General features: G+C 52.2%; 26 protein-coding genes. 9 read left to right on the forward strand and 17 right to left on the reverse strand.

The genetic code is table 11. From position 1 onward, the window contains the following. Positions 1 to 88 precede the first annotated feature (88 nt). The 7 genes from ACLHDD_RS07990 to ACLHDD_RS08020 all read right to left on the reverse strand — a co-directional run bounded on the left by ACLHDD_RS07990 (position 89) and on the right by ACLHDD_RS08020 (position 12,275). Complete coding sequence (locus ACLHDD_RS07990) at positions 89 to 1,075, reverse strand: D-cysteine desulfhydrase (protein ID WP_427103673.1); 987 nt, start codon at positions 1,073 to 1,075, stop codon at positions 89 to 91. A 216-nt stretch (positions 1,076 to 1,291) separates the two neighbouring features. Continuing rightward, positions 1,292 to 1,795 (reverse strand): flagella biosynthesis regulatory protein FliZ, encoded by a 504-nt coding sequence (gene fliZ / locus ACLHDD_RS07995; protein ID WP_111139956.1) that lies wholly within the window; start codon positions 1,793 to 1,795, stop codon positions 1,292 to 1,294. 49 nt (positions 1,796 to 1,844) lie between these two features. After that, a complete protein-coding gene (locus ACLHDD_RS08000; protein ID WP_427103674.1) occupies positions 1,845 to 2,567 on the reverse strand; it encodes an RNA polymerase sigma factor FliA in 723 nt (240 codons plus the stop codon). A 144-nt stretch (positions 2,568 to 2,711) separates the two neighbouring features. Continuing rightward, the gene (locus ACLHDD_RS08005) at positions 2,712 to 3,680 is read right to left on the reverse strand and encodes an HNH endonuclease signature motif containing protein (protein WP_427103675.1); all 969 of its coding nucleotides are present in this window, start codon (positions 3,678 to 3,680) and stop codon (positions 2,712 to 2,714) included. Positions 3,681 to 3,839: 159 nt separating this feature from the next. Next, positions 3,840 to 7,235, reverse strand: a complete 3,396-nt coding sequence (locus ACLHDD_RS08010; protein ID WP_427103676.1) for a glycosyltransferase family 2 protein — start codon at positions 7,233 to 7,235, stop codon at positions 3,840 to 3,842. 102 nt (positions 7,236 to 7,337) lie between these two features. Beyond that, positions 7,338 to 10,874 (reverse strand): glycosyltransferase, encoded by a 3,537-nt coding sequence (locus ACLHDD_RS08015; RefSeq protein WP_427103677.1) that lies wholly within the window; start codon positions 10,872 to 10,874, stop codon positions 7,338 to 7,340. A 195-nt stretch (positions 10,875 to 11,069) separates the two neighbouring features. After that, positions 11,070 to 12,275 (reverse strand): FliC/FljB family flagellin, encoded by a 1,206-nt coding sequence (locus ACLHDD_RS08020; protein ID WP_427103678.1) that lies wholly within the window; start codon positions 12,273 to 12,275, stop codon positions 11,070 to 11,072. A 336-nt stretch (positions 12,276 to 12,611) separates the two neighbouring features. On the opposite strand from ACLHDD_RS08020, the gene fliD reads away from it, so the two are divergent. From fliD to amyA, 4 genes are all read left to right on the forward strand, one after another. Further along, positions 12,612 to 14,027 (forward strand): flagellar filament capping protein FliD, encoded by a 1,416-nt coding sequence (gene fliD, locus ACLHDD_RS08025; protein ID WP_427103679.1) that lies wholly within the window; start codon positions 12,612 to 12,614, stop codon positions 14,025 to 14,027. 8 nt (positions 14,028 to 14,035) lie between these two features. Beyond that, complete coding sequence (gene fliS, locus ACLHDD_RS08030; protein WP_427103680.1) at positions 14,036 to 14,443, forward strand: flagellar export chaperone FliS; 408 nt, start codon at positions 14,036 to 14,038, stop codon at positions 14,441 to 14,443. Further along, entirely contained in the window at positions 14,443 to 14,808 is a 366-nt protein-coding gene (gene fliT / locus ACLHDD_RS08035) for a flagella biosynthesis regulatory protein FliT (RefSeq protein WP_427103681.1), read from the forward strand. Before fliS ends, fliT begins: the two co-directional genes overlap by 1 nt. Positions 14,809 to 14,908: 100 nt before the next feature. Continuing rightward, positions 14,909 to 16,390 (forward strand): alpha-amylase, encoded by a 1,482-nt coding sequence (gene amyA, locus ACLHDD_RS08040; protein ID WP_427103682.1) that lies wholly within the window; start codon positions 14,909 to 14,911, stop codon positions 16,388 to 16,390. Positions 16,391 to 16,477: 87 nt separating this feature from the next. Here amyA and yedD read toward each other — a convergent pair whose 3' ends face one another. Next, positions 16,478 to 16,948 (reverse strand): lipoprotein YedD, encoded by a 471-nt coding sequence (gene yedD, locus ACLHDD_RS08045; RefSeq protein ID WP_427103683.1) that lies wholly within the window; start codon positions 16,946 to 16,948, stop codon positions 16,478 to 16,480. A 253-nt stretch (positions 16,949 to 17,201) separates the two neighbouring features. On the opposite strand from yedD, the gene ACLHDD_RS08050 reads away from it, so the two are divergent. Next, positions 17,202 to 17,525: a DUF6388 family protein gene (locus tag ACLHDD_RS08050; protein ID WP_427103684.1), complete on the forward strand. Its 324-nt coding sequence runs from the start codon at positions 17,202 to 17,204 to the stop codon at positions 17,523 to 17,525. A 160-nt stretch (positions 17,526 to 17,685) separates the two neighbouring features. Here ACLHDD_RS08050 and iraP read toward each other — a convergent pair whose 3' ends face one another. Continuing rightward, positions 17,686 to 17,985, reverse strand: a complete 300-nt coding sequence (gene iraP / locus ACLHDD_RS08055) for an anti-adapter protein IraP (protein WP_293771432.1) — start codon at positions 17,983 to 17,985, stop codon at positions 17,686 to 17,688. Positions 17,986 to 18,161: 176 nt separating this feature from the next. On the opposite strand from iraP, the gene ACLHDD_RS08060 reads away from it, so the two are divergent. Then, the gene (locus ACLHDD_RS08060) at positions 18,162 to 18,401 is read left to right on the forward strand and encodes a DinI-like family protein (protein WP_427103685.1); all 240 of its coding nucleotides are present in this window, start codon (positions 18,162 to 18,164) and stop codon (positions 18,399 to 18,401) included. Positions 18,402 to 18,439: 38 nt separating this feature from the next. On the opposite strand, the gene ACLHDD_RS08065 is transcribed toward ACLHDD_RS08060, so the two are convergent. From ACLHDD_RS08065 to ACLHDD_RS08075, 3 genes are all read right to left on the reverse strand, one after another. Further along, complete coding sequence (locus ACLHDD_RS08065) at positions 18,440 to 18,706, reverse strand: hypothetical protein (RefSeq protein ID WP_111139970.1); 267 nt, start codon at positions 18,704 to 18,706, stop codon at positions 18,440 to 18,442. Positions 18,707 to 18,857: 151 nt separating this feature from the next. Continuing rightward, positions 18,858 to 19,199: a hypothetical protein gene (locus ACLHDD_RS08070; protein ID WP_427103686.1), complete on the reverse strand. Its 342-nt coding sequence runs from the start codon at positions 19,197 to 19,199 to the stop codon at positions 18,858 to 18,860. Continuing rightward, positions 19,186 to 19,569 carry a hypothetical protein gene (locus ACLHDD_RS08075; protein ID WP_427103687.1) on the reverse strand — a complete coding sequence of 128 codons (384 nt, stop codon included), beginning with the start codon at positions 19,567 to 19,569 and terminating at the stop codon, positions 19,186 to 19,188. The genes ACLHDD_RS08070 and ACLHDD_RS08075 overlap by 14 nt, the downstream gene beginning before the upstream one ends. Before the next feature lie 136 nt (positions 19,570 to 19,705). Here ACLHDD_RS08075 and ACLHDD_RS08080 point away from each other — a divergent pair, with 136 nt between their 5' ends. Beyond that, complete coding sequence (locus tag ACLHDD_RS08080; protein WP_427103688.1) at positions 19,706 to 20,338, forward strand: helix-turn-helix domain-containing protein; 633 nt, start codon at positions 19,706 to 19,708, stop codon at positions 20,336 to 20,338. Positions 20,339 to 20,384: 46 nt separating this feature from the next. On the opposite strand, the gene ACLHDD_RS08085 is transcribed toward ACLHDD_RS08080, so the two are convergent. Continuing rightward, on the reverse strand, positions 20,385 to 20,633 hold the full coding sequence (locus ACLHDD_RS08085) for a hypothetical protein (RefSeq protein ID WP_427103689.1): 249 nt from the start codon (positions 20,631 to 20,633) through the stop codon (positions 20,385 to 20,387). A gap of 296 nt (positions 20,634 to 20,929) precedes the next feature. Here ACLHDD_RS08085 and ACLHDD_RS08090 point away from each other — a divergent pair, with 296 nt between their 5' ends. Next, a complete protein-coding gene (locus tag ACLHDD_RS08090) occupies positions 20,930 to 21,130 on the forward strand; it encodes a hypothetical protein (protein ID WP_427103690.1) in 201 nt (66 codons plus the stop codon). A 163-nt stretch (positions 21,131 to 21,293) separates the two neighbouring features. Here the strand turns inward: ACLHDD_RS08090 and ACLHDD_RS08095 are convergent, their stop codons facing one another. The 3 genes from ACLHDD_RS08095 to ACLHDD_RS08105 form a co-directional block, all read right to left on the reverse strand. Further along, complete coding sequence (locus ACLHDD_RS08095) at positions 21,294 to 21,635, reverse strand: hypothetical protein (RefSeq protein ID WP_427103691.1); 342 nt, start codon at positions 21,633 to 21,635, stop codon at positions 21,294 to 21,296. Between the two features lie 364 nt (positions 21,636 to 21,999). Beyond that, positions 22,000 to 22,323 carry a phage repressor protein gene (locus ACLHDD_RS08100; RefSeq protein WP_427103692.1) on the reverse strand — a complete coding sequence of 108 codons (324 nt, stop codon included), beginning with the start codon at positions 22,321 to 22,323 and terminating at the stop codon, positions 22,000 to 22,002. Between the two features lie 2 nt (positions 22,324 to 22,325). Continuing rightward, entirely contained in the window at positions 22,326 to 22,565 is a 240-nt protein-coding gene (locus ACLHDD_RS08105) for a hypothetical protein (RefSeq protein WP_427102777.1), read from the reverse strand. Between the two features lie 281 nt (positions 22,566 to 22,846). Here ACLHDD_RS08105 and ACLHDD_RS08110 point away from each other — a divergent pair, with 281 nt between their 5' ends. Next, positions 22,847 to 23,764 carry an acyltransferase family protein gene (locus tag ACLHDD_RS08110; protein WP_427103693.1) on the forward strand — a complete coding sequence of 306 codons (918 nt, stop codon included), beginning with the start codon at positions 22,847 to 22,849 and terminating at the stop codon, positions 23,762 to 23,764. A 24-nt stretch (positions 23,765 to 23,788) separates the two neighbouring features. Here the strand turns inward: ACLHDD_RS08110 and ACLHDD_RS08115 are convergent, their stop codons facing one another. Beyond that, complete coding sequence (locus tag ACLHDD_RS08115) at positions 23,789 to 24,208, reverse strand: hypothetical protein (RefSeq protein ID WP_427103694.1); 420 nt, start codon at positions 24,206 to 24,208, stop codon at positions 23,789 to 23,791. Positions 24,209 to 24,784: the final 576 nt, after the last annotated feature.

The raw sequence follows: 24,784 nt of genomic DNA on the forward strand, positions 1-24,784 counted from the left end.
TGTGTGTTTTTTTATAAGGGCAGCACCGCGAGTCGCTGCCAGTCCAGAATGATAACGCACGGAGTATAAACTGTTTTATTGACTTGTCTCAGATCGAAGGATGATAAGCAAATAACGCCGGTGCGCCACCCGTATGAATAAACAGTAACGGACCTTCACGACGGAAACGATTCTGGCTGATGCCATCCAGCAATCCGGCCATGGCCTTGCCGGTATAGACCGGGTCCAGCATGATCCCTTCCAGACGCGCCAGTAGCTTCACTGCCGCCATCCCTTCCTCATTCGGCTCGCCATAGCGTGGCGCAAAGTAGTCATCCCACAGCGTAACGGGTGCCGTGGCCCGGACTTCCAGCGTCTCCGCCAGGGCGTCACGTAACCGCTCAACCAGCGGCTGCTGCTGCGCAACCTGACGGGAAACAGTAATGCCAACCAGTTCGCTCTGGGGCAGCAGATGCTCCAGACCGACGGCCAGCCCGGCATGGGTCCCGGCACTGCCCGAGGCGACGACGACAGCGGCGAAATCGACCACACCTTCGCTCTGATGGGCAATCTCCTGGGCACACCCGACATAGCCCAGCGCACCCAGCGCATTTGAGCCGCCAACCGGCACAATATAGGGCCGGAAACCCTGCGCTTCCAGCCGGGTGGCCTCTTCAGCTAACTGCTCCGCCGGATTGTGCAACGCCTCCACCATGCTCACTTCAGCGTCCATCAGATCCAGCAACAGACGGTTGCCGTTGCTGAGGTAATTTTCAGCGTCAGTACCAATCGGGTTTTCCAGCAGCGCAACGCACTTCAGACCCAGCCGGGCCGCAACAGCAGCCGTCTGGCGCACATGGTTAGACTGAATGGCACCTGCCGTCAGCAGCACATCAGCGCCCTCACGCAGCGCATCTGCCGCCAGGAACTCCAGTTTTCGTAGCTTGTTGCCGCCCATTGCCACCGGGGTGAAGTCATCGCGTTTGATAAAAATATCGCGCCCGAGATAATCGGACAGCCGTGGCAGATGTTCCAGCGGCGTCGGTGCGCCAAGCAGTTCAAGACGAGGAAACTGGTGCAACAGGTGTAAAGACAAAGCGGCCTCCGTTCGGGCACGGGAATAATCTATACAGTGTTGCAGAAGATGCAGAAAGGATCACCCTGATTCCGTTGACAGCGGAGGGGGAAAAGGACGAAGAGTAATAGCATGATAAAACGAAAGAAGCGCCGTGCTCCCCCTTCCCGGTACCCGACGCGCAGGCAACAGGCAATGTACCGCAGGCACAAGGGGGAGCAATCGAAGCAGATCAGGTTAACCCTGCTGCCAGCCTAAGAACTGATCGTACTTGCGCAACGCGATGCGATAATTGTTATTACCGGCATCGGGCAGATCACTTTCCAGACACTGATGCCAGCTATTTCCCTGAAGCCTGTCGGCCGGGAAATTCTTGGCTTTCAGCATCTCGTCCAGCCGACGCAGACGCACCACATATTCGCGAATCGTGCTTGGGCTCATCTCTGTCTGCTCAAACAGATACTGTTTGAATGACATGATGTCGAAATAATTAGGATGAGTATTGCAAAAAATATCACTACAAAAACGACAAAGCGCGGTCAGCTCGGGCTGAAGTTTCAGCCACAGCTGTTCATCAATCATCTGGTCCATTCTGGCGATGGCCTCTTTATTGATGATCTGGCCACGAAAAACGAGCGCCATTCGATCTAATACCTTGCCACAGTGTGAACAATTGCTCTGGCTGTGTTTATAGTCTTTAAGATAACGACTTAACGGTCTGGCCTTGGTCTTGGCTCCCATTACTGAGTCCCCGGTTTCTTATAATTTGAATCGCCAGGAACTGATACTGCTAGCGCGCTCCCGTAAGTCGGGCCCGCAGGCGTTTTATCGCCTGACTGTGCAGCTGGCTGACACGGGATTCACCCACATCAAGTACCGCGCCAATCTCTTTCAGATTCAGTTCTTCCTGGTAGTACAGTGTCAGCACCATCTTTTCGCGATCGGGTAACGCTTCGATCGCTTCAATGACGCGCTCACGCAGACTCCCTTCCAGTAGCTGATGAAGCGGATTAGCCTCTTCATGGCCTTCCGTCACCAGTTCCGCGCTGTCGCCGTGCTCTTCCCGATACTCGTCGTAGGAGAAGAGTTGACTGTTGTTGGTGTCCAGCAGGATTTGCCGGTACTCCTCTATGGAGACATTCAGCTGCTGCGCCACTTCCTGCTCGGAAGCAGAACGCCCCAGCGCCTGCTCCACTTTATGCATTGCTCCGGCCACTTCACGCGCGTTACGACGAACGCTGCGTGGGGCCCAGTCCCGACTGCGAAGCTCGTCGAGCATTGCGCCACGAATGCGCTGCACGGCATAGGTGGTAAACGCTGTGCCCTGTAGCGCATCGTAGCGCTCCACGGCGTTTAACAGCCCTATCCCCCCGGCCTGCAGCAGGTCGTCAAGCTCAACGCTGGCTGGCAGGCGAACCTGCAGACGCAACGCTTCATGGCGAACCAGCGGCACGTAGCGCTGCCAGAGCGAATGTTTGTCCATCACGCCTTCGGCGGTATAGAAATCGTTCACGTTGACTACCCTGCGTTAATGAAGTTATCGGCATGATTATCCAATTCTGTAGCGCTTTCGATTGGATGAATAGGCGGGGTAAAACAAGGCTATTTCATTTTTGTTGCATCAGAGCGCAAATCCTTCTGCACTCATCAGCCGGAATTAACGACGGGCACGCAGCCGTTGCCGCGTGGCGGGCGGCACGGCTGCCCACAGGCTGCAGACACGTCCATTCAGCTCCTGATACCAGGGCGCGATATGCTGCCTCGCCTCCTCACCCGGGTGCACCTGGATCTCGCCCGACTCACCATCAATGCTAATCAATCGGTTAATAAACAGCCGCTGCAAATCGCTGCGCAAAAACAGGCCGTTGTCGATGCTGTTGTCGGCCAGCAGACCATCCTCGCCCTCTCGCGTGTCGATATGGCAGGCCTCAACCCACGGCCAGTTATGCCGTTCGGTCAGTTCAGTACCGGTCATGACGCAGGCACCGTAGCGCGCTTTGACACCGGCACTGAATTCAGCCTGGCTGGCGCGCTGCAACACCCGGGCCCTGACACGGCGCCCGACCTCTGTTCCCGGCATGACGGACGCGGGCACTTTGAGATGCGGTGTACTCAGCACCACGATGAACTGAATGCGCCGTGACTGCGGGAAACAGGGATTCGCCTGCGGATTAAAGAGCTGCCAGTAAGCCTCGTCATCATCCTGATGCATCAGCACCAGCTTATAGCCGCGGCTGCTCAGCAGGTTCTGGGCCGTGGCCGATTGCGGGTCGATCATCGCAAAGACCTGGCTGTTGCCCATCACCTTCCACAGGTTTTCGCGCTTCTCGTTTTCGCTACGACGAAAATAGAGAAACGAGAGATGCTGTTTCAGGTAGTGCTCAAAGCGACGCAGGTAATTTTTTCGCTCGTTGTCACTGGAGATAAACAGCAGATCCTCTAACGGGCTGTTGCTCTCTTCCTGAGCGAAGACCGCACGAATCTTCAGTGTACGCAGACCGGTTGAGGGACTTAATAAGGCGCGCGCCGTCAGTTCTTTGTCATCCGGGTATTGCAGAGCATAGCGTCGGGCGATCTCCTCGAAGGTCAGCCTCTCGCCCGGCAAAAGGTCATAATTGAAGCGCATAGACAATCCACAAAGTTGAAATCAAAATGATGTTGTTCTGTGAAGAGTTATCGGCAGGCCCGGGGGGAACTGTAACGGGATGGGGGGACGACCTGAATGCTGCCGGACCCGGAAATACAGGCAGAGGAGGAAGACGCCGGGCGCCCCCTCCTCCAGAGGTTACGACTCGTCAGCCGCCAGCCATACAGGCAGTTCACCCTGCGGATAGATCCAGTCAGCGTTAACTTCCTGATAAAGACTGTCACCCAGCGTCCGGGATGCAAGGGGATCATTGACCATTTTATTAATCATAAATCGCCACTGCGACGTCTTATTATTGAGTCGCTGAACATGCCTGATCGCTTTATAGGCATCGTGATCGCTGGCAAGAACCGGATAACCACAGGCTCCCAGTTGTGCAATCACCTGATGCCCTTCCGCCTGGTTCTGCCAGCAATCGGCAAGCGGGGCGAGCGCCAGCGTGAGATTCAGCGCCTGAAACTTCTGCGGAAGCCTGTTCTGCGGCACTTTCCGGTGATACTCGTGAATATAGGGTTTCCATGCGTCAGGACAGGCACCATAAATAATCCAGCTGACCTGTTCACTCATTTCCCGGATAAGCGTGTCAATGTGCCGCCAGTCTTCCTGCCGCAGATCCGTCAGCACAATGCCGACCCGGGGTTGACCGCCGTTCTCCGTAATCTGTCGGGCGGCGTTAGCCAGCCCCTGCCATGCTGCATCGAGTCTGTCGGCCTGCAGCAGGCTGTTGTGATGGTGGAATAATTTCAGTATGGCGGCGTTTCTGAAAAGTAAGCAATCGGCCTCCTGCAGGATTCTGTCACAAGCGAACGGCTGATGACCCGGACGCATGGACGCCCGGGTCACTTCGACAACAAATCGCGTATCCGGAAGAAGGTGTTTATTGCTGAACAGTGATGAATGCCGATGCGCCATGACATCGTTAAGTACGAGTGACGCCGGCTTCATCCGGTAAACCTCACTCAGGGAAACAGAGTGACTGGCCGCGGCGACGCTGTCTGCTCCCGCCTGCGTCACCGATTGGGCATACGCTTTCACCCGATGCGCCCCGACAAAATCAGCGGGGTCGAATATAAACAGGGCGCTGAGCGCCATGCCTGACCGCGCCGCTATCCGCAAACAGCAGTTCTCTCTGACGAACGCGGTGCCGTTCCAGGAAAGATTGGGATTGTCGCCAGGATCATGCGCTAAACGCCCAATCCATTTTTCCGTAAAAGCTGGCGCATCCAGGCTGAGTTCCGTCTCTGACATCAGTTTGTCGCAACAGACCTGTGACATCGGCACAAACAGATTCACAGACGCTTTTTCTGCCGCCCGGAGCAGCAGATCGCTGATCGCCGCATGGACAGTGGTAAATTCTTCACGAAGCCCGCCAGCCTGATGGAAGGAAGCGGTGCGTATCATTATGCATTCACTACTCAATAGCAGAGATTGCTGCGGAACGACCTGCTCCGGTGTAACTCCGCCCTCTGCGGACTGCGCTGCGTCAGCCTGACCATAATGTCGCCGGATATGCCCATTTATGAGTGCAGAGGAACAGAGACGGTTATTTTCATTCAGTAAACGTGGTGCGCAGGCGAGGATATCAGGGCGGCCACAATGATTCAGCAGCGCCTGAAGCCAGGTTTTGTTATTAAAATAGACCCCACAGGAAAGGCAGAGTGCAAATGTGCCGCGTGCGACTGAGAGTGCATAATTCAGCGCACTGACAGCGCTGATTTTTTCATCAACCAGAAACACTCTGAAGATATCGCTGTTCAACTCAGACAGTGCAGAGAGCCATTCTCTGACACGCTGATCGCCTGAGAAGTTGTCGACGAAAATGATCTCATAGTCCACATCACTGACGCTGTCGACGAAAGTTGATAGCAGACGCTTCACGCGGTCGATTTCATCCTCGACGACAATAATAACCGTCAGTTTATCGTTTTTTTGGCTGGGATAGTCGATGGAGAAAAGCATGTCACCGGAACGATTCACCCACGCGTCCGGGTAGCCTCGTGCAGCGAGATGCTCTGCCAGCAAAGGCATCGTCACACTTTCCTGACTGGCAGGCGTCACGACTTCAAGCAGCGGCAGCGGAATATGCCGGATGTCCTGTGTCAGGCCAGCACTGGCAAGTTGTAATAAAAACGCGGTTTCAACGGCCTGGGCCGGGATATCGCGTGATCTGACAATCTCAAGGCACAATTCCCGTCGGAAGAAAGTGCCTCGGGCAAAATGATCGGGCATCGCCAGAAAATAATCCAGATCGAAATCAGGCAAAAACAGCGACGTCAGACTGTTCTGTGCATTCAGAAACGCCCGGTCAGTGTAAAAGGCCAGTGACTGACTGATTTCTTCATTAAAGTGCGAGAGGCCAGAGAAAATATCCGGAAAAAGGCTGTCGCCGGCGTGCAGGAAAAGCACCCACTCATGCTCATCATCAGCCAGCAGGCTGGTTAACCAGTGGCTGAAACGTTGCTGTTGAGCGACTGTCACAGATTCAGAATAACTGTCTACCTTCAGCTTCAGCATACTGAGCGATGATTGCGTTCTGGCCGCAGCCGGTGAAGCGTTCTCCCCCAGCATCACGACTCTGACGGATAAACCGGGTTCCGCTTTTGAGCGTGAGGGATAACAGGCGGAGTATGAGGCCAGCCAGGCTGCCGCAGAGACATACTTCTCGTCACACTTTCTCTGCGCGGCCAGTTGCGTGACAGTGAAAAAGTGCATTAACTGCCGGGAGAAGTTCGCTTCAAACTGATTCATGTGCTCGCGGACTTTATACAGCCCGGCACGTGTGCGGTTCAGTTCTGCTTCATCGTCGCTGAAGCAGACGCCTGCGCCCCCCATGTCACGAATCGAAGCCTCAGAAATGGCAAGCTTCTCATAACCTTCAGCCACCATCGACACGACCGGTGTGCCGCAAAGTGCGGCGAGATTACAGGTCCCGGACCACTCAAAGGTATACATCACCTGCGCCGATTTTAAAATCTCAGCCAGTTCAGCAAGCGGGCGAGGCTTTTTAACCGAGATAACAAGGATGTCTTCAGGCAGACGGGTGAAATCGACTTTCTCTTCAGGCACTCTGTTGAGATAAAGCAACCGGGTCGTTTTAACTCTGCCATCATCTGAAAACATTTCCAGGTCAGGCCCGACCATCGTTAAAAAATCGACTTCAGGTTCTTTTATGATCAGCTGCGAGCTGTACCAGAAAAAGAGGTCCTCTTCTGTTTCATCCAGACGGTTTCCGTTAAGCAGGGCTTCATGATTCAGCATGTAGCGCACGCAGACGTCAGCATTGAGCAGATTGCCGGAGTAAATTTCAGGGTAGACCGCAACCGGAATGAGCTCAGCTTCTTTATGCTGCTCATAGGTTTTTGCATCCAGTCTGGGCGTATTCCAGGCCGGATTAACCACTGTGCAGTCAACCATCCATGCGCTGCCCCCGTGCAGGTTGATCTGATGGCAGAGCTTGTGTAACGCCTGAATTCCACCGGAAGATTCCCGGTAATCGGGCGACACAATATAATAAGGATGCTTCAAATCAGACATCACGACTCCTGCTGGGGCGTTGATAACACTTTTGAAAACTTCGTATGGGGTGTTTCAGGCTCTCTGCCATCAATCCAGAGAGCCTCAGGTATTCAGAATCAATCAGGGCTGCCAGGCTTTTGCCCATTCACGCAGGTTCTCGCCTGTCAGCATCCAGTTACGTCGTATGCTGGCCTGTAATTTCATCCCCATTCCTGCACTGGCTGCCGGGTCGGCAAGATGCATCCGGATAGCGTCGCGCCACTCTATAAAACGGTTATTCACGCGCGTAACCGGCAGATCATCCTGCTGGTAACAGGCCACATTACTGCAGATTACCGGCACGCCGCAGGCACCATACTCCAGCAGTCGCAGATTACTTTTGCAGGCATTGAAGCTATTCTCTTCAACCGGCGCCAGCGCCAGATCAAGATTCAGCGACGCAAGTGCTGCGGGGTACAGACTCAGATCCACACCCGTATGTATTTCATGCACGTAGGGCCGGAGTTTATCCGGACACATGCCCATAAAGACCCATTCAACCTGATTTGAAAATTCGCGCACGATATCAAAAATCATTTCAAGATCGCCTCGATGGCTTATCCCGCCCGCCCAGCCTACACGGGGTTTCTGTCCCTGGTTGCGCAGAGACTGAAGCGTTCCCCAGGCATCAACAGGAAGACGGTTTTTAATCACCACGATGTCAGGATGCATACTGCTCATTGCGTCCGCCAGCGGCGCGGTAGAAACCACGAAACGGTCAAAATAGCTCAGGCTTTTACGGATTAATTTTGCCGTTTCCTGCTTATAAGCCTGACGACCATAATGCTTCATTGGCAAATTAATAATGTAATCGTCCAGTTCGAACACTTTAAATACGTGGTGCAGTTTACTGACCCGCTCCATCCAGTTATGGAAAGCCGGTGAATAGCGACGCTGAATAATCAGGCTATCGGGCCGGAATTGACCCATTTCACTTAATGTCAGCAGTGTCATGCCGCTTTTACCCTGCGCCACCCCGTCAGCGACCATCGCCTGAAGCGGTTGCGTAATGCGGTAGTGGCCGCAGCCGTATATATCCGCATTGTGTGCCAGGAAGGTTGGCAGATTTTCTGCTTTAACCGGCAGCCCATTGACCTCATCATTTCTTAATTCAAAGTGACGACTTCTCAGCGAAAGATTGGCGTTATAGGCAGGGTCCCGGGCAACAACCGGCATCCATCGGGAATAGATTTTGTCCTCTTCCAGCTGTTTCAGCTTACTGGAGGCCTGCGCCGTTTCATCCGGGAACGGGCTGGTGCGTGCGGCAGGCCGATGCACCCGGGCATAGGGTGTCCAGACCGTCAGATACCCTTGTTCACGTGCTCTCAGACAGAGGTCCACATCGCCATATAAACGCTGCTCGCGATCGAACCCGCCCAGCTCATCAAATACGGCTTTGCGCATCAGTACCAGATCGCCGGATACGGCGCTGTAGTTCTGATCCACATTCATCCGTCCCAGATAATTCGCGTCACGATCGTCATTTCCACGGAAAACTTCACCGACAGCACCATTGACGCCCAGGATATAGCCTGCATGCCTGATTTTGTTCTCAGACGAGAGGTGCTTAGCGCCAACAGCAAAGACTTCAGGCCGCAGTCCATGATTAAGCAGATTATCCAGCCACTCACCATCCGTGATGGCCATTTCACAATGCATAAAAACAAGATATTCACCGATGGCCTGCTCAGCAGCCAGATTTGCCATCGGGCCGTGACTGAAGACACCGTCATAGCTCACGGTTTTGATCCGTGCAGGATCCACGCGAGCGATGTCCGATAACCATTGATCCCGCTCAGGCGTGCGCTGATTATCAGCGACCAGAATCAGTTCATAATTGTGCCAGGTGGTTTTTTCCAGCAGCGTGGTGACGCTGCTAATCAACGAGGCAAGATGCCAGTTTGCCAGAATCACAATCGACACAACCGGCTTGTCGGGATGGTTATAGCGCAAGCGGTAATTAAAGAATTTATCCAGTGCCGCTCTCCCCTCGGGGTAGCCGCGGTTCTGCAGATGTCGCTCGATGATCGACACATCTTCGAGAATATCTCTGCTTTCCAGATAACCGGTTAACAACGGCTCCGCCAGGTGGCCGATTCCTTCAAACCCCTGCGATTCGATCAGCTTAACAATAAGATCAAACTCAGCGGATGAGGGATAGCGGGCATCCAGACCCTCTGCTGCTAAGAGTAACTCCCGGCGGAACAGCCAATGCTGCGCCATGGTTTTAGGCGAACTCAGTAATAAGTCGAGATTGAAATCTGGCCGGAAAGCGGCCCCTATCGGCGCCCCGTCGATATAGAAGAATTCATCCGCGTAGATCGCTAAAAAGGCGTTCTGAACGAGCAGCATGGTGCTTAAAGCAATCAATCCGGACGCATGTAAGGTGCAACTGGCATCCAGAAACATGACCCAGTCATCCTGACGCGCCTGGATGCATTGATTGATGACAGCGATCCGGCTTTGCTGTGTGGCGGCATGGCATTCAGTCCGCGTGTCCGGGGAGACACCGATCGTAATCAGGACCGGCTCAAACCCGACGCCAGGTATCGCTATCTGGCTGATGAACCTTAACAGCGGTTCAAGGCCCGCAACGGTTTCTTCGGTGACGGTAATGAAAAAGGCAACGCTGATGGGATGCGCGTTTGCCGCGGCAATATCCTCTAACATGTCTTGCTGTAAAGGATTCAGGGTACGCGAGTTCCGCCACGACGCCAGGATCGCTAACGTAAAATTCTTCTGCTGTTCTTCAGAGAGATTTTTAATGATAAAGGCGTCAGGCTGTTCAACCTGAGCCACCCGCGCCAGATGAAGTGCAGGTTCAGCATCGTCCGATCCGCTCTCCTGACGAATCTTCTCGTATAAAACGTCACGCCCGATTCTGAAGATCTCATCACCTTCACATTGATGAGGCTGACGTCCGACGTCAGAAGCGCGCACGCTGCAAAGCGGTGCGGCAAACCAGAGAAGATGCGTATGCCTGAGCAGACGGTGAAAGATGACCAGCGCCGGGATCGCCTGCAACGCGGACTCACCCGTGGTGAGCAACGATTCTTCAATCAGGCTCTGCGTCAGATCGTCGCGGTGAAACAGCGCGGCGGTTAACTCGCCCGGCAGGCTGTACGCTTTCTGTGTCTGATTACGCAGCAGATCCTGACCATGAATAATGCTGTTTTCGCTGATTAAGGGTGCGGTCGAGATAAGCGCGGGCAGCGTCTCCCCCTGTGGGCCTGCGCGTTCACGGCTGGAAACCGCCACGCGGCACTGAGGAAAGGCATTCAGACCGGAAACCAGCGTGGAAACGCAGGCAGGTTTAAGCAGATCGGCGTCTGACAGAAACTTAATATATTTGCCCTTCGCCACCCGCACGGCTGCTTCATAAACCGCCACGGTTTTCTCATCGACCTTCTCATAGCGGAGAAAATGACCGTGTTGTGGAAGGTAGTCCTGCAGTTTTTTATGAATGAACGGGCTGTCGCTGGTATCCGCCACAATGATTTCAATGTGCGGGTAATCCTGGCTCAGCACGCTGTCCAGTGCCTGGGTGAACCAGGTGGGCGTGCGTGCGGTAATGATAACGCTGACAAGCTCATGTTGATGCATTTTACTCTCTCTCACTGACTCCTCCTGGCCATGACCGACTCAGAGCAGTACACATTTTGCTTTAGCATAATCTCCAGATACGCGTTCAATCGGAGAAGTAAAACAGCAAACAGGGCCCAATCTGGCTTAACGGCTGCGGACTCATTTTTTACAGGCAAAAAAAAACCCCGCCAGAGCGGGGTTTTTTTCATTGATTCCCGGAGGAGTCGATTAGCCCTGCAGCAGAGACAGAACCTGCTGTGGAACCTGGTTAGCTTTCGCCAGCACGGAGTTACCCGCCTGCTGTACGATCTGCGCTTTAGACATGTTTGATACTTCAGTTGCGTAGTCAGCATCCTGGATACGAGACTGTGCAGCTGACAGGTTAGTCGTAGTGTTGCTCAGGTTAGTCACGGCTGAGTTCAGACGGTTCTGAATCGCACCCAGTGAAGAACGGAACTTGTCCACGCTCGCAATTGCTTCGTCCAGTTTAGCCAGTGGGCTTGATGAAGCACCCGTGGTCAGGCTTGACAGGCTCATGTTGGCGGTATCCAGTTTGAATACAGCTTTGCCATCAGTGCCAGAAGCAGAAGTATCTGCTGACTGCGGGTCAACCGCTACGAAGAAGTCTTTAGACGCGCCGCTGGCGATGTCAAAGCCGTTTGCTTTCAGGTTGTTGGTTTCAGCAGCACTTGCTGAAGTAACAGTGACTTTAGCAAACATTTTGCCACTATCATCTTTGTAAACCTGAGTAGTATCTACAGCAACACCAGAGGCAGCCACACCCAGACGGGTAGAGAGTGAATTAGCAGTTGATTCAGAAACTGTTGCGCCTGTTACGTTGGTGGTTGAACCATATGCCGCCTTGAAGTCAGCTGCAACTGCACCTGATGGGGTGCTTGAAGGACCGTTAACGTTGAAGCTGTCCAGACCCAGGGTCTTGGAGTCGATTTTCTTCAGGTCGATAGTGATGGTTTCGCCATCGTTAGCGCCAACCTGGATGTTCATTTTGCCGTCTTTAGCCAGCACGTTCACGCCGTTGAACTGAGTCTGACCGGATACGCGGTCAATCTCGTCCAGACGTGATTTGATTTCGTCCTGGATTGAAGATTTGTCAGAATCAGAGTTAGTACCGCTTGAAGCCTGTACAGTCAGCTCACGAATACGCTGTAAGTTGTTGTTGATTTCTGACAGTGCGCCTTCAGTCGTCTGCGCAGCAGAGATACCGTCGTTAGCGTTACGCGCAGCCTGAGTCAGGCCCTTGATGTTAGAGGTGAAACGGTTGGCAATCGCCTGACCAGCAGCGTCATCTTTCGCGCTGTTGATACGTAAACCAGAAGACAGACGCTCCATAGAGGTAGACAGAGCTGACTGGTTCTTGTTGATGTTGTTCTGAGTGATCAGCGAGAGGCTGTTGGTATTAATGACTTGGGCCATGATAAATTTTCCTGTTAATCAAGTCTTTCGGTTAAGGTGTGGGCTTCAACCCGCCGGCTTCAGCGCCGTCAAGGTTGTTATCGTCTGCCGTCAAACAACCTTTAGAATTTTTTTAGTACCAGGCGAACTTTTCTGCTTCTGCCTGTCACGTTGGAAGTTATCGCCACCAGTTCCGACTTCTTTAGACTTAATTCATCAATTTTCTAGCCGCTGAATTGCCCTTCTCTATAGTGCTTATTTAACTCATTACCCTAAGGCAAATAGCCTTAAACTTTCCTTCATCAAGGCCGATAACTCCGGTATCAATTTCCCTGTCGACCTTATAAAGGATTAAACATGGCTAGTATTAGCAATCTCGGTGTTGGCTCCGGCCTGCCGCTCAGTACGATGCTGGACAGTTTGCAGACCGCTGAAAAAGCAGCGCTGAAACCTATCTCAACGCAGCAGTCGGCTTACACCGCCAAGCTCAGCGCTTACTCCACGCTGAAAAGCGCACTGACCACGTTTCAGACCGCAAACAGCAAGCTGAACAGCGCCGACCTTTTTACCGCCACGACCGCGACCAGCAGCTCAAGCGCGTTCAGCGCCACGACGTCTGGCAGCACCGTAGCCGGTAAATATTCGATTAACGTGACGCAGCTGGCACAGGCGCAGGTTCTGACCTCGGCAGTGCAGAGCAGCAACACTGCTGCGCTGGGCGACAGCTCCGTGGCCAGTCGCAGCATTGCGATTACCCTGAAAGATGGCACCAGCAAAAGCGTCACGCTTACTAACGACCAGACGTCGCTGACCGGCATGCGCGATGCGATTAACGGCGCTAACGCTGGCGTGACCGCCACGATTATCAAAGTCTCCGATGGCAGCTTCCGCCTTTCCATGAGTGCCAACAAGACCGGCAGCGATAATGCGGTAGCTTCTGTTGCCGTTACTGGCGACAGCACCCTGCAGGGGATCGTCGGCTTTGACGCCACCGCCAGCAGCAATCCGATGACGCAGAGCGTGGCGGCACAGAATGCAAAACTGACCGTGAACAACATCGCCATTGAAAACAGCAGCAACCAGATCAGCGACGCGCTGGAAGGCATTACGCTGAATCTGACGGCGCAGACGGTGGGCGATCAGACGCTGACGATCACCAAAGATACCTCAAAAGCGTCTACCGCCATCAGCACCTGGGTGGATGCTTATAATACCCTGCTGGATCAGTTTAATACGCTGACCAAGTACACCAAGGTCGATACTAATACCGATTCGCAGGACAGCAGCAACGGTGCGCTGCTCGGTGACAGCACGCTCCGGACCATTCAGACCCAGCTGAAAAGCCTGCTGACCAATGCGCAGAGCTCCTCTGAATATAAATCACTGGGCCAGATTGGCGTGACTACCGATCCGACGACCGGCTCACTGAAGCTGGACTCGACCAAGCTCAGTGCCGCCCTGAATAAAGATGCGCCGGGCGTGAAAGAGATGATTGTGGGTGACGGCAAAACCGGCATTACCGCAAAAATGGACACCAAACTGACCGAATGGCTGTCTTCAAAAGGAATTGTTCAGGCTGCCACCGACGGTGTGAGTAAGACCCTGAATAATTTAACCGCGCTTTATAACACCACCAGCGATCGTATAGATGCAGACATCGCCCGTTATAAGACGCAGTTTACTCAGCTGGATATGGCAATCAGTAAACTTAACTCGACCAGCACCTATCTGACGCAGCAGTTCGATACGTCAAGTTCTTCTAATAAATCATAGGAGTGACCATGTACACCGCTACAGGCACCAAAGCCTATGCAAAAATTGGCGTCGAAAGTGCCGTCATGAGTGCCAGCCAGCAGCAGCTGGTGGTCATGCTGTTCGACGGCGCACTGAGCGCGTTAATCCGCGCACGCCTGTTTATGCAGGATGGCAATATTGAAGGCAAAGGCAAATCGATCTCCAAAGCCATCAATATTATCGAAGCAGGCCTGAAAGAGGGTCTGGCTGAAAACCGTGGTGATGAGCTGGCAGATAACCTGCTGGATCTTTACAACTATATGACGCGTCGCCTCTTAGAGGCCAACCTGCATAATGATGTGGCCGCAATCGAGGAGGTCGAAGGCCTCCTGCGCAACATCGCTGACGCGTGGAAAGAAGTGGTTCAACCTAACCCTGTTCAGGACGCCGTTTAATGACAACTGCACCGCATCTGCTTACCGTTTACCAACAGTTACTCGATCTCAGCCAGGGGATGCTGCATCATGCGGCACAGGGCGAATGGGATGAATTGATCAACAGGGAGACGGAGTATGTCAGCGCGGTGCAGAATTTAGCGCACTCGACAGAGGCGATGTCACCCTCTTCTCAGACGCAGGCGCTGTTACGCCCGGTGCTGCGCCGCATCCTCGATAATGAAAGTGAAGTGAAACGCCTGCTGCAGGCGCGGATGGATGAGCTGGCCTCGTTAGTGAATCAGAGCAGCCGCCAGAAATCGGTGCTCTCTGCCTATGGTAAGCAAGGCGGTGTCGTCATGGTGCCGCGCGAAACCCTCTCCTGAAAGTCTGCTCCTCACGCCGCCAGAATTATTTTTCTGCGCGGCGTCTCTTTTCTGCCGCTTACTCCATACTTACTTTTCATCATCCCCTGGAGTGTGGTAAATGCAAAACCCGACGTTATTACAGTTTTTCCATTGGTATTACCCGGATGGCAGCAAACTGTGGCCTGAAGTTGCCGAACGTGCAGCCTGGCTCAGTGAAATTGGCATTACGATGGCGTGGCTCCCTCCGAGCTACAAAGGGGATTCAGGAGGCTATTCTGTCGGTTACGACACCTATGACCTTTTTGACCTGGGTGAATTCGATCAAAAAGGCGGCGTTGCTACCAAATATGGTGATAAACAGCAGTTACTGGCGGCAACAGAGGCGCTGCGCAGCCATAACGTTGGGGTGCTGCTGGACGTTGTGCTGAACCACAAAATGGGCGCCGATGAGAAAGAGGCGATCAGCGTCAACCGCGTCAATCCGGACAACCGTGATGAAATCTATGACGAGGTCGTAGAGTGTGAGGCCTGGACCAAATTCACCTTTCCGGCGCGTGAAGGAAAGTATTCGAAATTCATCTGGGATCACAAATGCTTCAGCGGCGTAGACCACATCGAAAATCCGGACGAAAACGGCGTCTTTAAAGTCATCAATGACTACACCGCCGAAGGCTGGAACGATCAGGTCGATAATGAGCTGGGTAACTTCGATTATCTGATGGGTGCCAACATCGATTTTCGTAATAACGCGGTCAGGGAAGAGCTGAAATACTGGGCGCGCTGGGTGATGGAACAGGTGCCCTGCACCGGCTTCCGCCTGGATGCGGTAAAACATATCCCCGCCTGGTTCTATAAAGAGTGGATCGACCATATTCAGGAAGCCGCCCAGGAGCCGATGTTTATTGTGGCGGAATACTGGTCATTTGAAACGGAGAAACTGCAGGAGTATGTGCATCAGGTGGAAGGCAAAACCATGCTGTTTGATGCCCCCCTCCACATGAACTTCCATCAGGCTTCTACCGCTGGCAGCGCCTACGACATGAGCCAGATTTTTGCTAACTCGCTGGTGGTGGCCGATCCATGGCATGCAGTGACCATTGTGGCCAACCACGATACCCAGCCGTTGCAGTCGCTGGAAGCGCCGGTTGAAGCCTGGTTTAAACCGCTGGCTTATGCACTGATTCTGCTGCGCGAACAGGGCGTGCCGACTATCTTTTATCCGGATCTGTTCGGTGCGACTTATGAGGATGAAGGCGGCGACGGCGAGAAGCACAAAATCGAAATGCCGGTGATCCCGGAGCTGGAAGGGTTAATTCGTGCCCGTCAGCAGTATGGCTGGGGTGTCCAGACCGACTATTTTGATCATCCGAACTGTGTGGCGTTCAGCCGCAGCGGCACCGAAACCCAGCCGGGCTGTGTCGTCATCATGTCAAATGGCGATGCGGGTGAGAAAAGCGTGCCGATGGGTGATGGCTTTGCCGGTAAGGTCTGGCGCGATCATCTGGGTAACCGTGAAGAGACGATTACCGCCGACGAGCACGGCACTGCGGTCTTTGCCTGCAATGGCGGCAGCGTCAGCGTCTGGGTGTTAGCAGAATAAGTTACACAGCAAAAACAGCACCGCCCCGGCGGGCAGAGGCGTGACGTACGCCATCTGTCCTTCGGGGCGGTGCATTTCAGGGGGGGGTTAACCGGCGTTATGTTCGGTGATCGCCGTGCGCAGTAGCTGTGGTTCGATATTCTGAATGACCGCTGCTTTAGGCTGTTTCGCCACTTCTTTCATCGCCTGCTGACACTCAACGGTCGGACGTTCAACTTTGCGCAGGGTCAGCCCGTCATATTTCAGCTCGCCGTTATCCACGTTCAGCGGCATCACGCGCATCTGACGCGTAACGTTGACATAATCCCCATTCAGTCGGGTCAGTTTGCCCGGTTTCGCGATCACCCGCTGCCACTGACGACAATCCAGCGTGGTCCCCTCCGCAGTAATTAAGAGACTGCCGATGGCCTGGTCACTGACAAGGCTGCTCTGCGGGCCGACGGTTTGCCAGTTCCCCTGCAAATCCGCAGGTGCCGGCGTCTGCACCGCATTTTCATAATCGTTGATCTGCGCACAGCCACCCAATGCCAGCGCAGCAATCAGCATCCACTTTTTCATGTTTAATCCCTAAAATCGCGTCAATGGCGGCTACGTTATAATTTTTCCACCGCGTTACGCAAGGTATCTGGCGTCTGGTATCAGACGAAGAGGCAATAAAAGCCGCATTTCACCGTCAGCGCATGCCAGATGCCCGGGTCGGCCAGCAGAACACGTGCTGTAAGGTTAAGGAACGCCGGCTTTGTCGCGCCTGACAACCGAAACACAACCCGCTACACTGACGCGCTGCACTACTTTTTTCAGGAATATAAGTATGAAAACGCCAGAAGCCTACTATGCCCAGGCGCGCGATATGTTTTTTACCGCGCACCCCGACTTCCAGGCTGCGCTAGATGAATTAACAGAGAGCGATGCCCGTGCCGCCAACCTGTCGCTGCGCGAGTTGCGCGCATGGCATGCAGAACGCATCTATGCCGCTTTTTTACGGCAGAAGAATCTGGATGGGATGATCTTCTCTATTCAGCTCGCCGAACCCGATAAAGCGGTTGCGGCGGAAGCAATTGAAACCTATCTCAAATCTCATGCGGAATCGCTGGGGATGAGCTGGGAAGCGTTCTGTATCAAAAACGAACTCTGACTGGCACCGCAGTCAGGGGCCAGATTCATTCTGCAGGGCCGTCGCACGACGGAGTGTATAACAAGCCGGAAAGCGCTTTTTAAAATATTACACTGGTGTTAACTGGCCCTGAAAGTAGCGTGCCTCTGCGCGGTCCCGATGACGCGCAGAGGCCCGTCGTTTATTCTCTTTCTTCTGCAATCCTGCCTTTCACTTCCACATAGCTTGCTACGGCCAGCAGACGATTGATATGCGTCAGCAACAGGTCAACATCGGACTGCATAAATTCAGCTGAAGACTGCGATGCAGTGATAATGGCATCCTGTACCGTCTCAGTGATGGTCAGTGAGTTATCCTGTTTCGCCTGTACCAGCAGCGCAGCAACCAGCAGGGACTGAGCCTCCAGCTGTGCGGTCAGCTCCTTTGCATCAACGTCCATTTTTGCCAGCTTGAGCAGAATATCAATCACCAGTTGTCGCATCGCGCACCTCCTGAAAAGTAAGCCGCCATTATGTCGTGAGGCACACCTGTTTTGCCAGCCGAAGATGATGCCTGCTTTCCCGAGAAAATTTTGCCCGAAATTGGCTGTACCGCCTTGATACTGTTTTTATTTACAGTATCATAGATCAGCGATTTTGCTCAGAATGGATTGCCATCATGTTTGTTGAACTGATTTATGACAAGCGCAACGTTGCCGGTTTGCCAGGGGCCCGCGAAATGATTCGTGAAGAGCTGGAAAAGCGGGTGCATCGGGTGTTTCCTGATCTTGAAGTCAGGGTTAAGCCGATGGAGCGTAACGCCATTGAGACTGATTTAAGTAAGAACGATAAAGCGACAGTTGCGCGGATTGTTGAAGAGATGTTCGACGAAGCGGAAATGTGGCTGGTGGCCGAGTAATCCCTTAACGGCCACCGCATCAGTTAGCGGGAGAAAACTCAGCTCTCCTGCTCACTGTGATTGATTTCGATCTCGATGTCCTGAATGGCGGCATCCAGATCTTCCAGCAGTTTTCCCTGCTTGTTAAGCAACGCATCGATTCTATCGGCGTTAGTTTTGTCTTTGTACTCACCGGCATCAAAGGCTAACCAGTGGCTGGAGAGCGTTTCGGTGTTGGTCTGCGCGTAGTGGCGCATCTCTTTAAGCTGAGAGGTCACGTCACGCAGATATTCAGTTTTGGTTTTGGTTTCAGTTGAATCGCTCATGCTGAATTTCCTTCTGGTCAGTTATCCAAAGTGATTAGGCTTAGCGGTTCATCAACCGGCCAATCAATCGGCATACATTAAGAGATAAAATGTCGCCGCGAGATTTAAATGTAGTCGATAATAGCGAAGCCGCACTAAGAATTATCGGAAGTTACGGTTTTGCGTTTGATTTGACCGGTGGCAGTTCTCCATCCACCACTACCTTTTTGACTTTAATGACCGCCTTGTCGGCGGTGCGGTCGGGAATGGCATCCAGTTTCTTCTGAAGAGTTGCTACCTGCGTCGTCAGCGTATCGACACGATCATCCCGTCGCGCAGCCATTGCCCCGTAATCTGCCCGGATCTCCTCTACTCGCTTGTTGGCGGAGTTACTGACATAGAGAAAAATTATCGTCATCAGGATGCAAATCATTGAACAGCCCAGAAGAATGCTGCCCAGAATGATCTTGCGCCGGTTTGACACCGGAGCATGAATGTCTTTAATGGTTGTCATCACTGCGATCCTCCAGAGTTGAGATAAGCCGATCAATCTCAATACGGAACTTGTTGTTTTGATCGGTTTCCGTCATGGCCAGCAAAATGCCTACCGCATTTTTGATTAATCGAAGATCGGTTTCGAGTGTCGCAATCCGGCGCAGATTCTTATCATGACGTTCGCGCAACTCGTCGTTCTCCTCCCGCATCAGTTGATTACTCTCTTTCAGCAACAGCACCTGCTCTTTATAGCTGGTGATAATTTCGCCACCAGCACGATTACTGGTCACGATAGAAGCAATACCTGCCAGTAATGGCTTCCAGAACAGTGCTGCTGCCCCCCCACCCAGAACTAACGCACCCATACTGGTAATCAGACTACTTTCCATGCCACACCCCTTTACCCGGTAAGGTCTCTGGAACTTATTTCGTGCTTATCAGGCACAATCCCCGTCATGAATTTAAGATTGCTTAAATGCCAGACTTAAGTATACTTAAGGCAAACTTAATCAAAAAGTCAAGCCGATGAAAAACAGAACGCTGGGTGACCGCATCCGACTTCGCCGTAAAGCACTGGAACTGACGCAGAAGCAACTGGCTCAACAGGTAAAAGTGTCCCATGTCGCTATATCACAGTGGGAAAAAGAGGAGACGTTGCCGCGTGGTGAGAACCTGCTGCGGCTCGCTGAAGCGCTGGGCTGCGCACCAGCTTTTCTGATAGATGGGGATGGTCCTGTTTTCAGCGAAAGCGCCTGGAGTGGTCTCCATCAAATCCCTTTACTGGCTCAGCGGAACGTGACGCAATGGCTGGCGGATGCGGATGCTGTGAAGTGTGAATGGCTGATGCATAACGACATGGCGCTTGCGCAGCAGAGTTTTGCTTTTCGCGTTGAGGAACAGGGAATGACGCCCGCCATCCTGCAAAATGATGTGGTGATTATCGACCCCACGCAGTTACCCCAGCCTGGCGACTGCGTGCTGGCCCTGCAGCAGCAGACTCCCCTGCTGCGTACCTGGCGTCAGCGCGGTTCACAGGATGGCGTCATGCAGTTTGAACTGGCCCCGGTTAACATTAACTTCCCCGATCTGCATTCCACTCGGGACAGCCTGAAACTGATAGGCACACTGGTTGAACTGCGCCGCTACCGTCAGATATAGACTGTGGAGCAGGCTCAGTATCAGCAGCTGACTGTCGTGAGCGCTGTTACAGGGCGTCAGTCAGTTTATCAACCACCACGTTGCCCTGCCGATCAGTCTGCATGATGCGATAACTGACCGGCCAGGAGCGGCGTGTACTGAGCTTGTCAAACAGGGTAACGCTGCCGATCTTTATTCCCTGACTGTTGATGATAATCCACTCTGTGATCTCTTCCTGACCACGGTTTTTCAGGCTCCGCGTGTGTTGCTCAATCAGTTGATCGTCCGCTGCAATCTTTAAATAGTCTCTTAACATTATATCCATCTCCTGGTAACGCGGGTCACTATATTCTTTTTATGAATCACTTCAATCGAATTTATTTATCGAAGATGGCATGCCTTATTCCCTGTTTCAGGCGGTACTTGCCTCTGCGAAACGGCTGATCACACCGACCTGCTTACGGGGTTTATACAGCTCTTCTCTTTATTCAGGCCGGATCGGTAACCCGCAACACAGTCAGAGCTTAAAAGACTTTGCTAACTTAACGCACCTGAGTCTGTCAGGTTGTACTGGCTGGTCTAAACTTAAGACACTAATAAAAGGAGCGACGCATGTTTAAGCACAATTCGAACGAAGAACGTAATAAAGAAGGTGATGTCAGCAAAAGTCTGCCAGAGGGTGCTCCTCATGCAGGTAACATGTATGAAGAAGACGACCATCCTGCAACGGATGCGCCTAAAGACCATGGCGAAGTGCCGCGTAAAAATGACGACAGCCAGGATGATAAAAAAGATCCGTTTAAAGCGAGCTAAGACGTGTGGCGCGTCCGATGGGCGCGCTAATTACCGGGAGGGACTGAGGACACATTACGGCCGTTTGCAGCTCGCAGATTCTCTGCTGCCTCTTTTCACCAGACGCCAGTCCGGTCAGGCTGTTTTAGCAGCTAAAACTATCCGGAATCCCGTCTGCGTCAGTTTAGTTTGACCTTTCACAGTCGTAAGCGCCGCGTATACGAATCTGACTCTGACTGGTACGGACAATCTCGGCTCTTAACAACCCCTTACCCTCCCGTGTCGTCTGCTCCATATCCACCATTCCCGGCGCCCGGCTGTTTTTGACCCGCAGTTTAATTGTGGCGTTGTCGTAATCGCCCTTCTGTTTTGTAAATGTCACCTTCTGTGTTTTTGCGCGCTCACCATTTACGAAGAACCATCCACTGCTGTCAGGTTTAAGGGTAAATGGCCCGCACTGCGTGGTGGCAAGGGCTGCGGGAGAGAGGCTGGCTAAACAGGCGATAAGGGCAATTTTTTTCAACATAGGGTGAGCGTCCTGCTGAGTGCCGGAAAAGGTGCAGCAAAGATGAAACAGGCTTTCTCTGCCACCGCCTGGAATGAGGAGAAGTATAGCCGTCAGTGGTCATCTCATCACCTCTGGCTCAGCAGCCACGACGTTCAGATGCTGAAAGTGTGGCGGCAAAGAACTGAGATTTCCGGACAGATTTGCTGAGTGCGCTCAGGCTACTTAAACCTGCATATTCATAATTTCACTTTGAATATTTAGTGTATCAGGTTGATGTGCGTTGAAGCGTGGTTTTACAGAGACATACCGCAAGTCACAAACTGCCGCGTTGGTGGTTTTGAGGTGATTTGCGGTATTTTTTTGTGCTACATGTGTGCTACGGCTAAATTATCGGCCTGCTGGGCTCATGCACAGACAAGACCTCCGCAGTCACCTTCCCCAGCACGATAATTCCCTCCAGCCCTTCTCCGTCGATCGCCTCACCGTCCAGGGTAATGATGCCCGTCCGGAACAGCCTGCCCAACTGCGGGAACTCGCCCGCCTGAAATGCCACCTTATCGCCCGGCTTTGGCTTTACTGATTTATCGGCCAGCACGAACCCGTCCGGCGTCTCAATCAATATCATGTTGTTCCGGTGCGGCATCAGTATGTCGTTAAGGTCGATGCGCTTCTCAATATAGTCGCTTGCAGGTGATGGAAATCCCATAGTTACCTCACATATCCCATGTTGCGAAGCGCCCAGGTCTTATTCTCGCTTTCCTCTGTAATCAGTTCGAAGAAGAAGTTCTGATAGTACCGAATCCACCGGTTGCACTCCGCCAGCGTCCACACATGGTTAACATCATCCAGTTGCTTCTGGAACGCCGCTGTGGTGACAATCTGTCTACCCCGGCTGTCTTTCTTTATCGCAGCCATAAATGCGCCGCGTATGTCACTCTCTCTCGCCATGCTAAATCCTCCCCTGACGAATGCTGTGTGGATAAACAGTGATATCGATCAGTGGATTTGATCAAGCCGAAGCGGGTAGCAAATTTGTAAAGCTGCGGAGAGTGCTGGCTTTTTAGACTGGCACCTTCGGTTGGGCGTGACTAACCTCAAATTACCCACCCCGCAGTCTGCTCAGAGAGGCGCGGCTGAGTCATTGCCTGATCGCCGGGCTTTTTTCGTTCAATGGGGCTCATCATTAGTGCATAATAATGAGATAACTTATCGCTAATCAGGTTCTGTTTATGGCTACGCAGGGAAGAAACAACGCTATCGATTTATTAAAGATTTTGATGGCCATCCTTGTAATCTCAATTCATACAATAACTCCTGATGGGGTTTTTGATTACCTTCTGACGCAGAGCGTAGCAAGGGTTGCCGTACCATTTTTCTTTATTGCTGCCGGATATTATTTTACCGCAAACCCAAGATCAGTAGATATTAAGAAGGCTGTTTTCAGGCTCGCGACATTGTATATCGCATGGTGCGTGTTTTATTTGCCTTTCGAAATATCAGATATATCCACAAAACCACTTTCTGCTAGTGGGTACCTCTGGGAGTCCTTATATATCTTTGTGAAAGGATGGCGGCATCTATGGTTTATGCCTGCATTAATACTTGGGATAGCCGTTTACTATTTATTGCACTCGAATAAGAAAGTTAACATCATAGCATTTTCACTTTATGCTATTGGGTTTATGATACAGTCAAACATCGAACATGGCGAATATTCCATTTTATTTTATAGAAACTTTTTAACATTTGGCTTCCCACTGATTGCCATGGGGGCGGCATTAAAGAAGCAAAGACTTTCATTCAAGACCGGTTACCCAGGCCTGGCAGTCCTCTTGCTTCTTACCGTTATGCTTTTGCTTGAGGGGTTTTCCAGGCTAAAATTGGGTATTTATGATAATGATTTATTACTACTTGCTCCGTTTGTAGCAGTTTATACTTTTGTGCTAACCCTAAACGTAAACATTAACCTCCCGTTCAACATAGCATGCACGGCATCAAGCATTTATTTTGTTCACTATTTTTTCTATCTGATTTTGAAATCTCATATAGCAAATCAATTTTTACTTTTCTTTGCTGTATCTGTTCTTTCCTTGTTGTTTGGCCTGACGCTTAACAGGTTAAGTGTTTACAGAAGGTTTTTCACCTGACATTGTATAACGAAGAGTTACGAATCAATCTTCAGGCGGGAGTGGAACGTCTTTACTCCCGTCACCTAATGCAATGTAAGACCTTAGGGATTTTCTATAATCAGTCCAAGTAACAAGGAGTTTATTTAGATTATCCTCTGAGATAGTCGCAAAGTCTTCATCTTCAATTTGACCCCTAATAGAATTTATTTTCGACGATACCCTATCATATTCGGATTGTGCGGAAATGATATTCAATTCTGATTGTTGTTGAGGAGTTAACTTCACTTCCGGGGCTTTGAATGTCCAATTACCCTTGCTGTTTTTAGTCGCTGAGAAGCCTGGCGCTGCAACCTCTCCACCTGACAGTTCATAAGTTGTATATTCAGAAAATATATCACCCTCGCCATCCCAGACCACAACATTCTCTACCAATCCATCTTTGATTAAAGCGTAATGGCTCATTATGCGTACTCCTCTACGATAATTATCCCACTGGTCCCGTTTCCGCCTGCAGTGGTTACGGAAGCTGATCGGCCAACAGCAGAACCGCCCCTGCCCGCACCATATCCAAAGGCAGATTTAGCCACGTTAGACCCACGAATTCCTCCGCCACCAACTCCAAGCTTACTGTCTGCACCCCTTCCCGACTTAAGCGTACTTTGTCCTACTGTAGCGCTTAATGAAAGAGGGCCTACTCCTACAGAGGCTGGAGTGCCAAAAGCAAGGCCGCTTCCTGATGGGCCGCTACCTGCATCCATATCAACCCCAGCGCTGATCCCTGCACCAGTCTGACCAATAAAGCCGCCAGCTTCCCCGGGCACTATCAAATACGTTCCGAACGTGCTTTGCCCGCCTGCACCGCCTGCACCACCAGCGCCCCCTGTAACTGGCACCCCAGCAGATCCAACAGTCACTGCCACCGAAGCTACAGCAGATACATCAATCATGGTGCTTTCTGCATAAGCTCCAGAATTGCCACCCCACGCAGCAGCAATCTGAGATGAAGATGTAACTTCCGTTCCTCCGCCGGCACCACCA

The organism is Pantoea sp. NSTU24, from assembly GCF_050157905.1.
Lineage (GTDB): Bacteria > Pseudomonadota > Gammaproteobacteria > Enterobacterales > Enterobacteriaceae > Pantoea.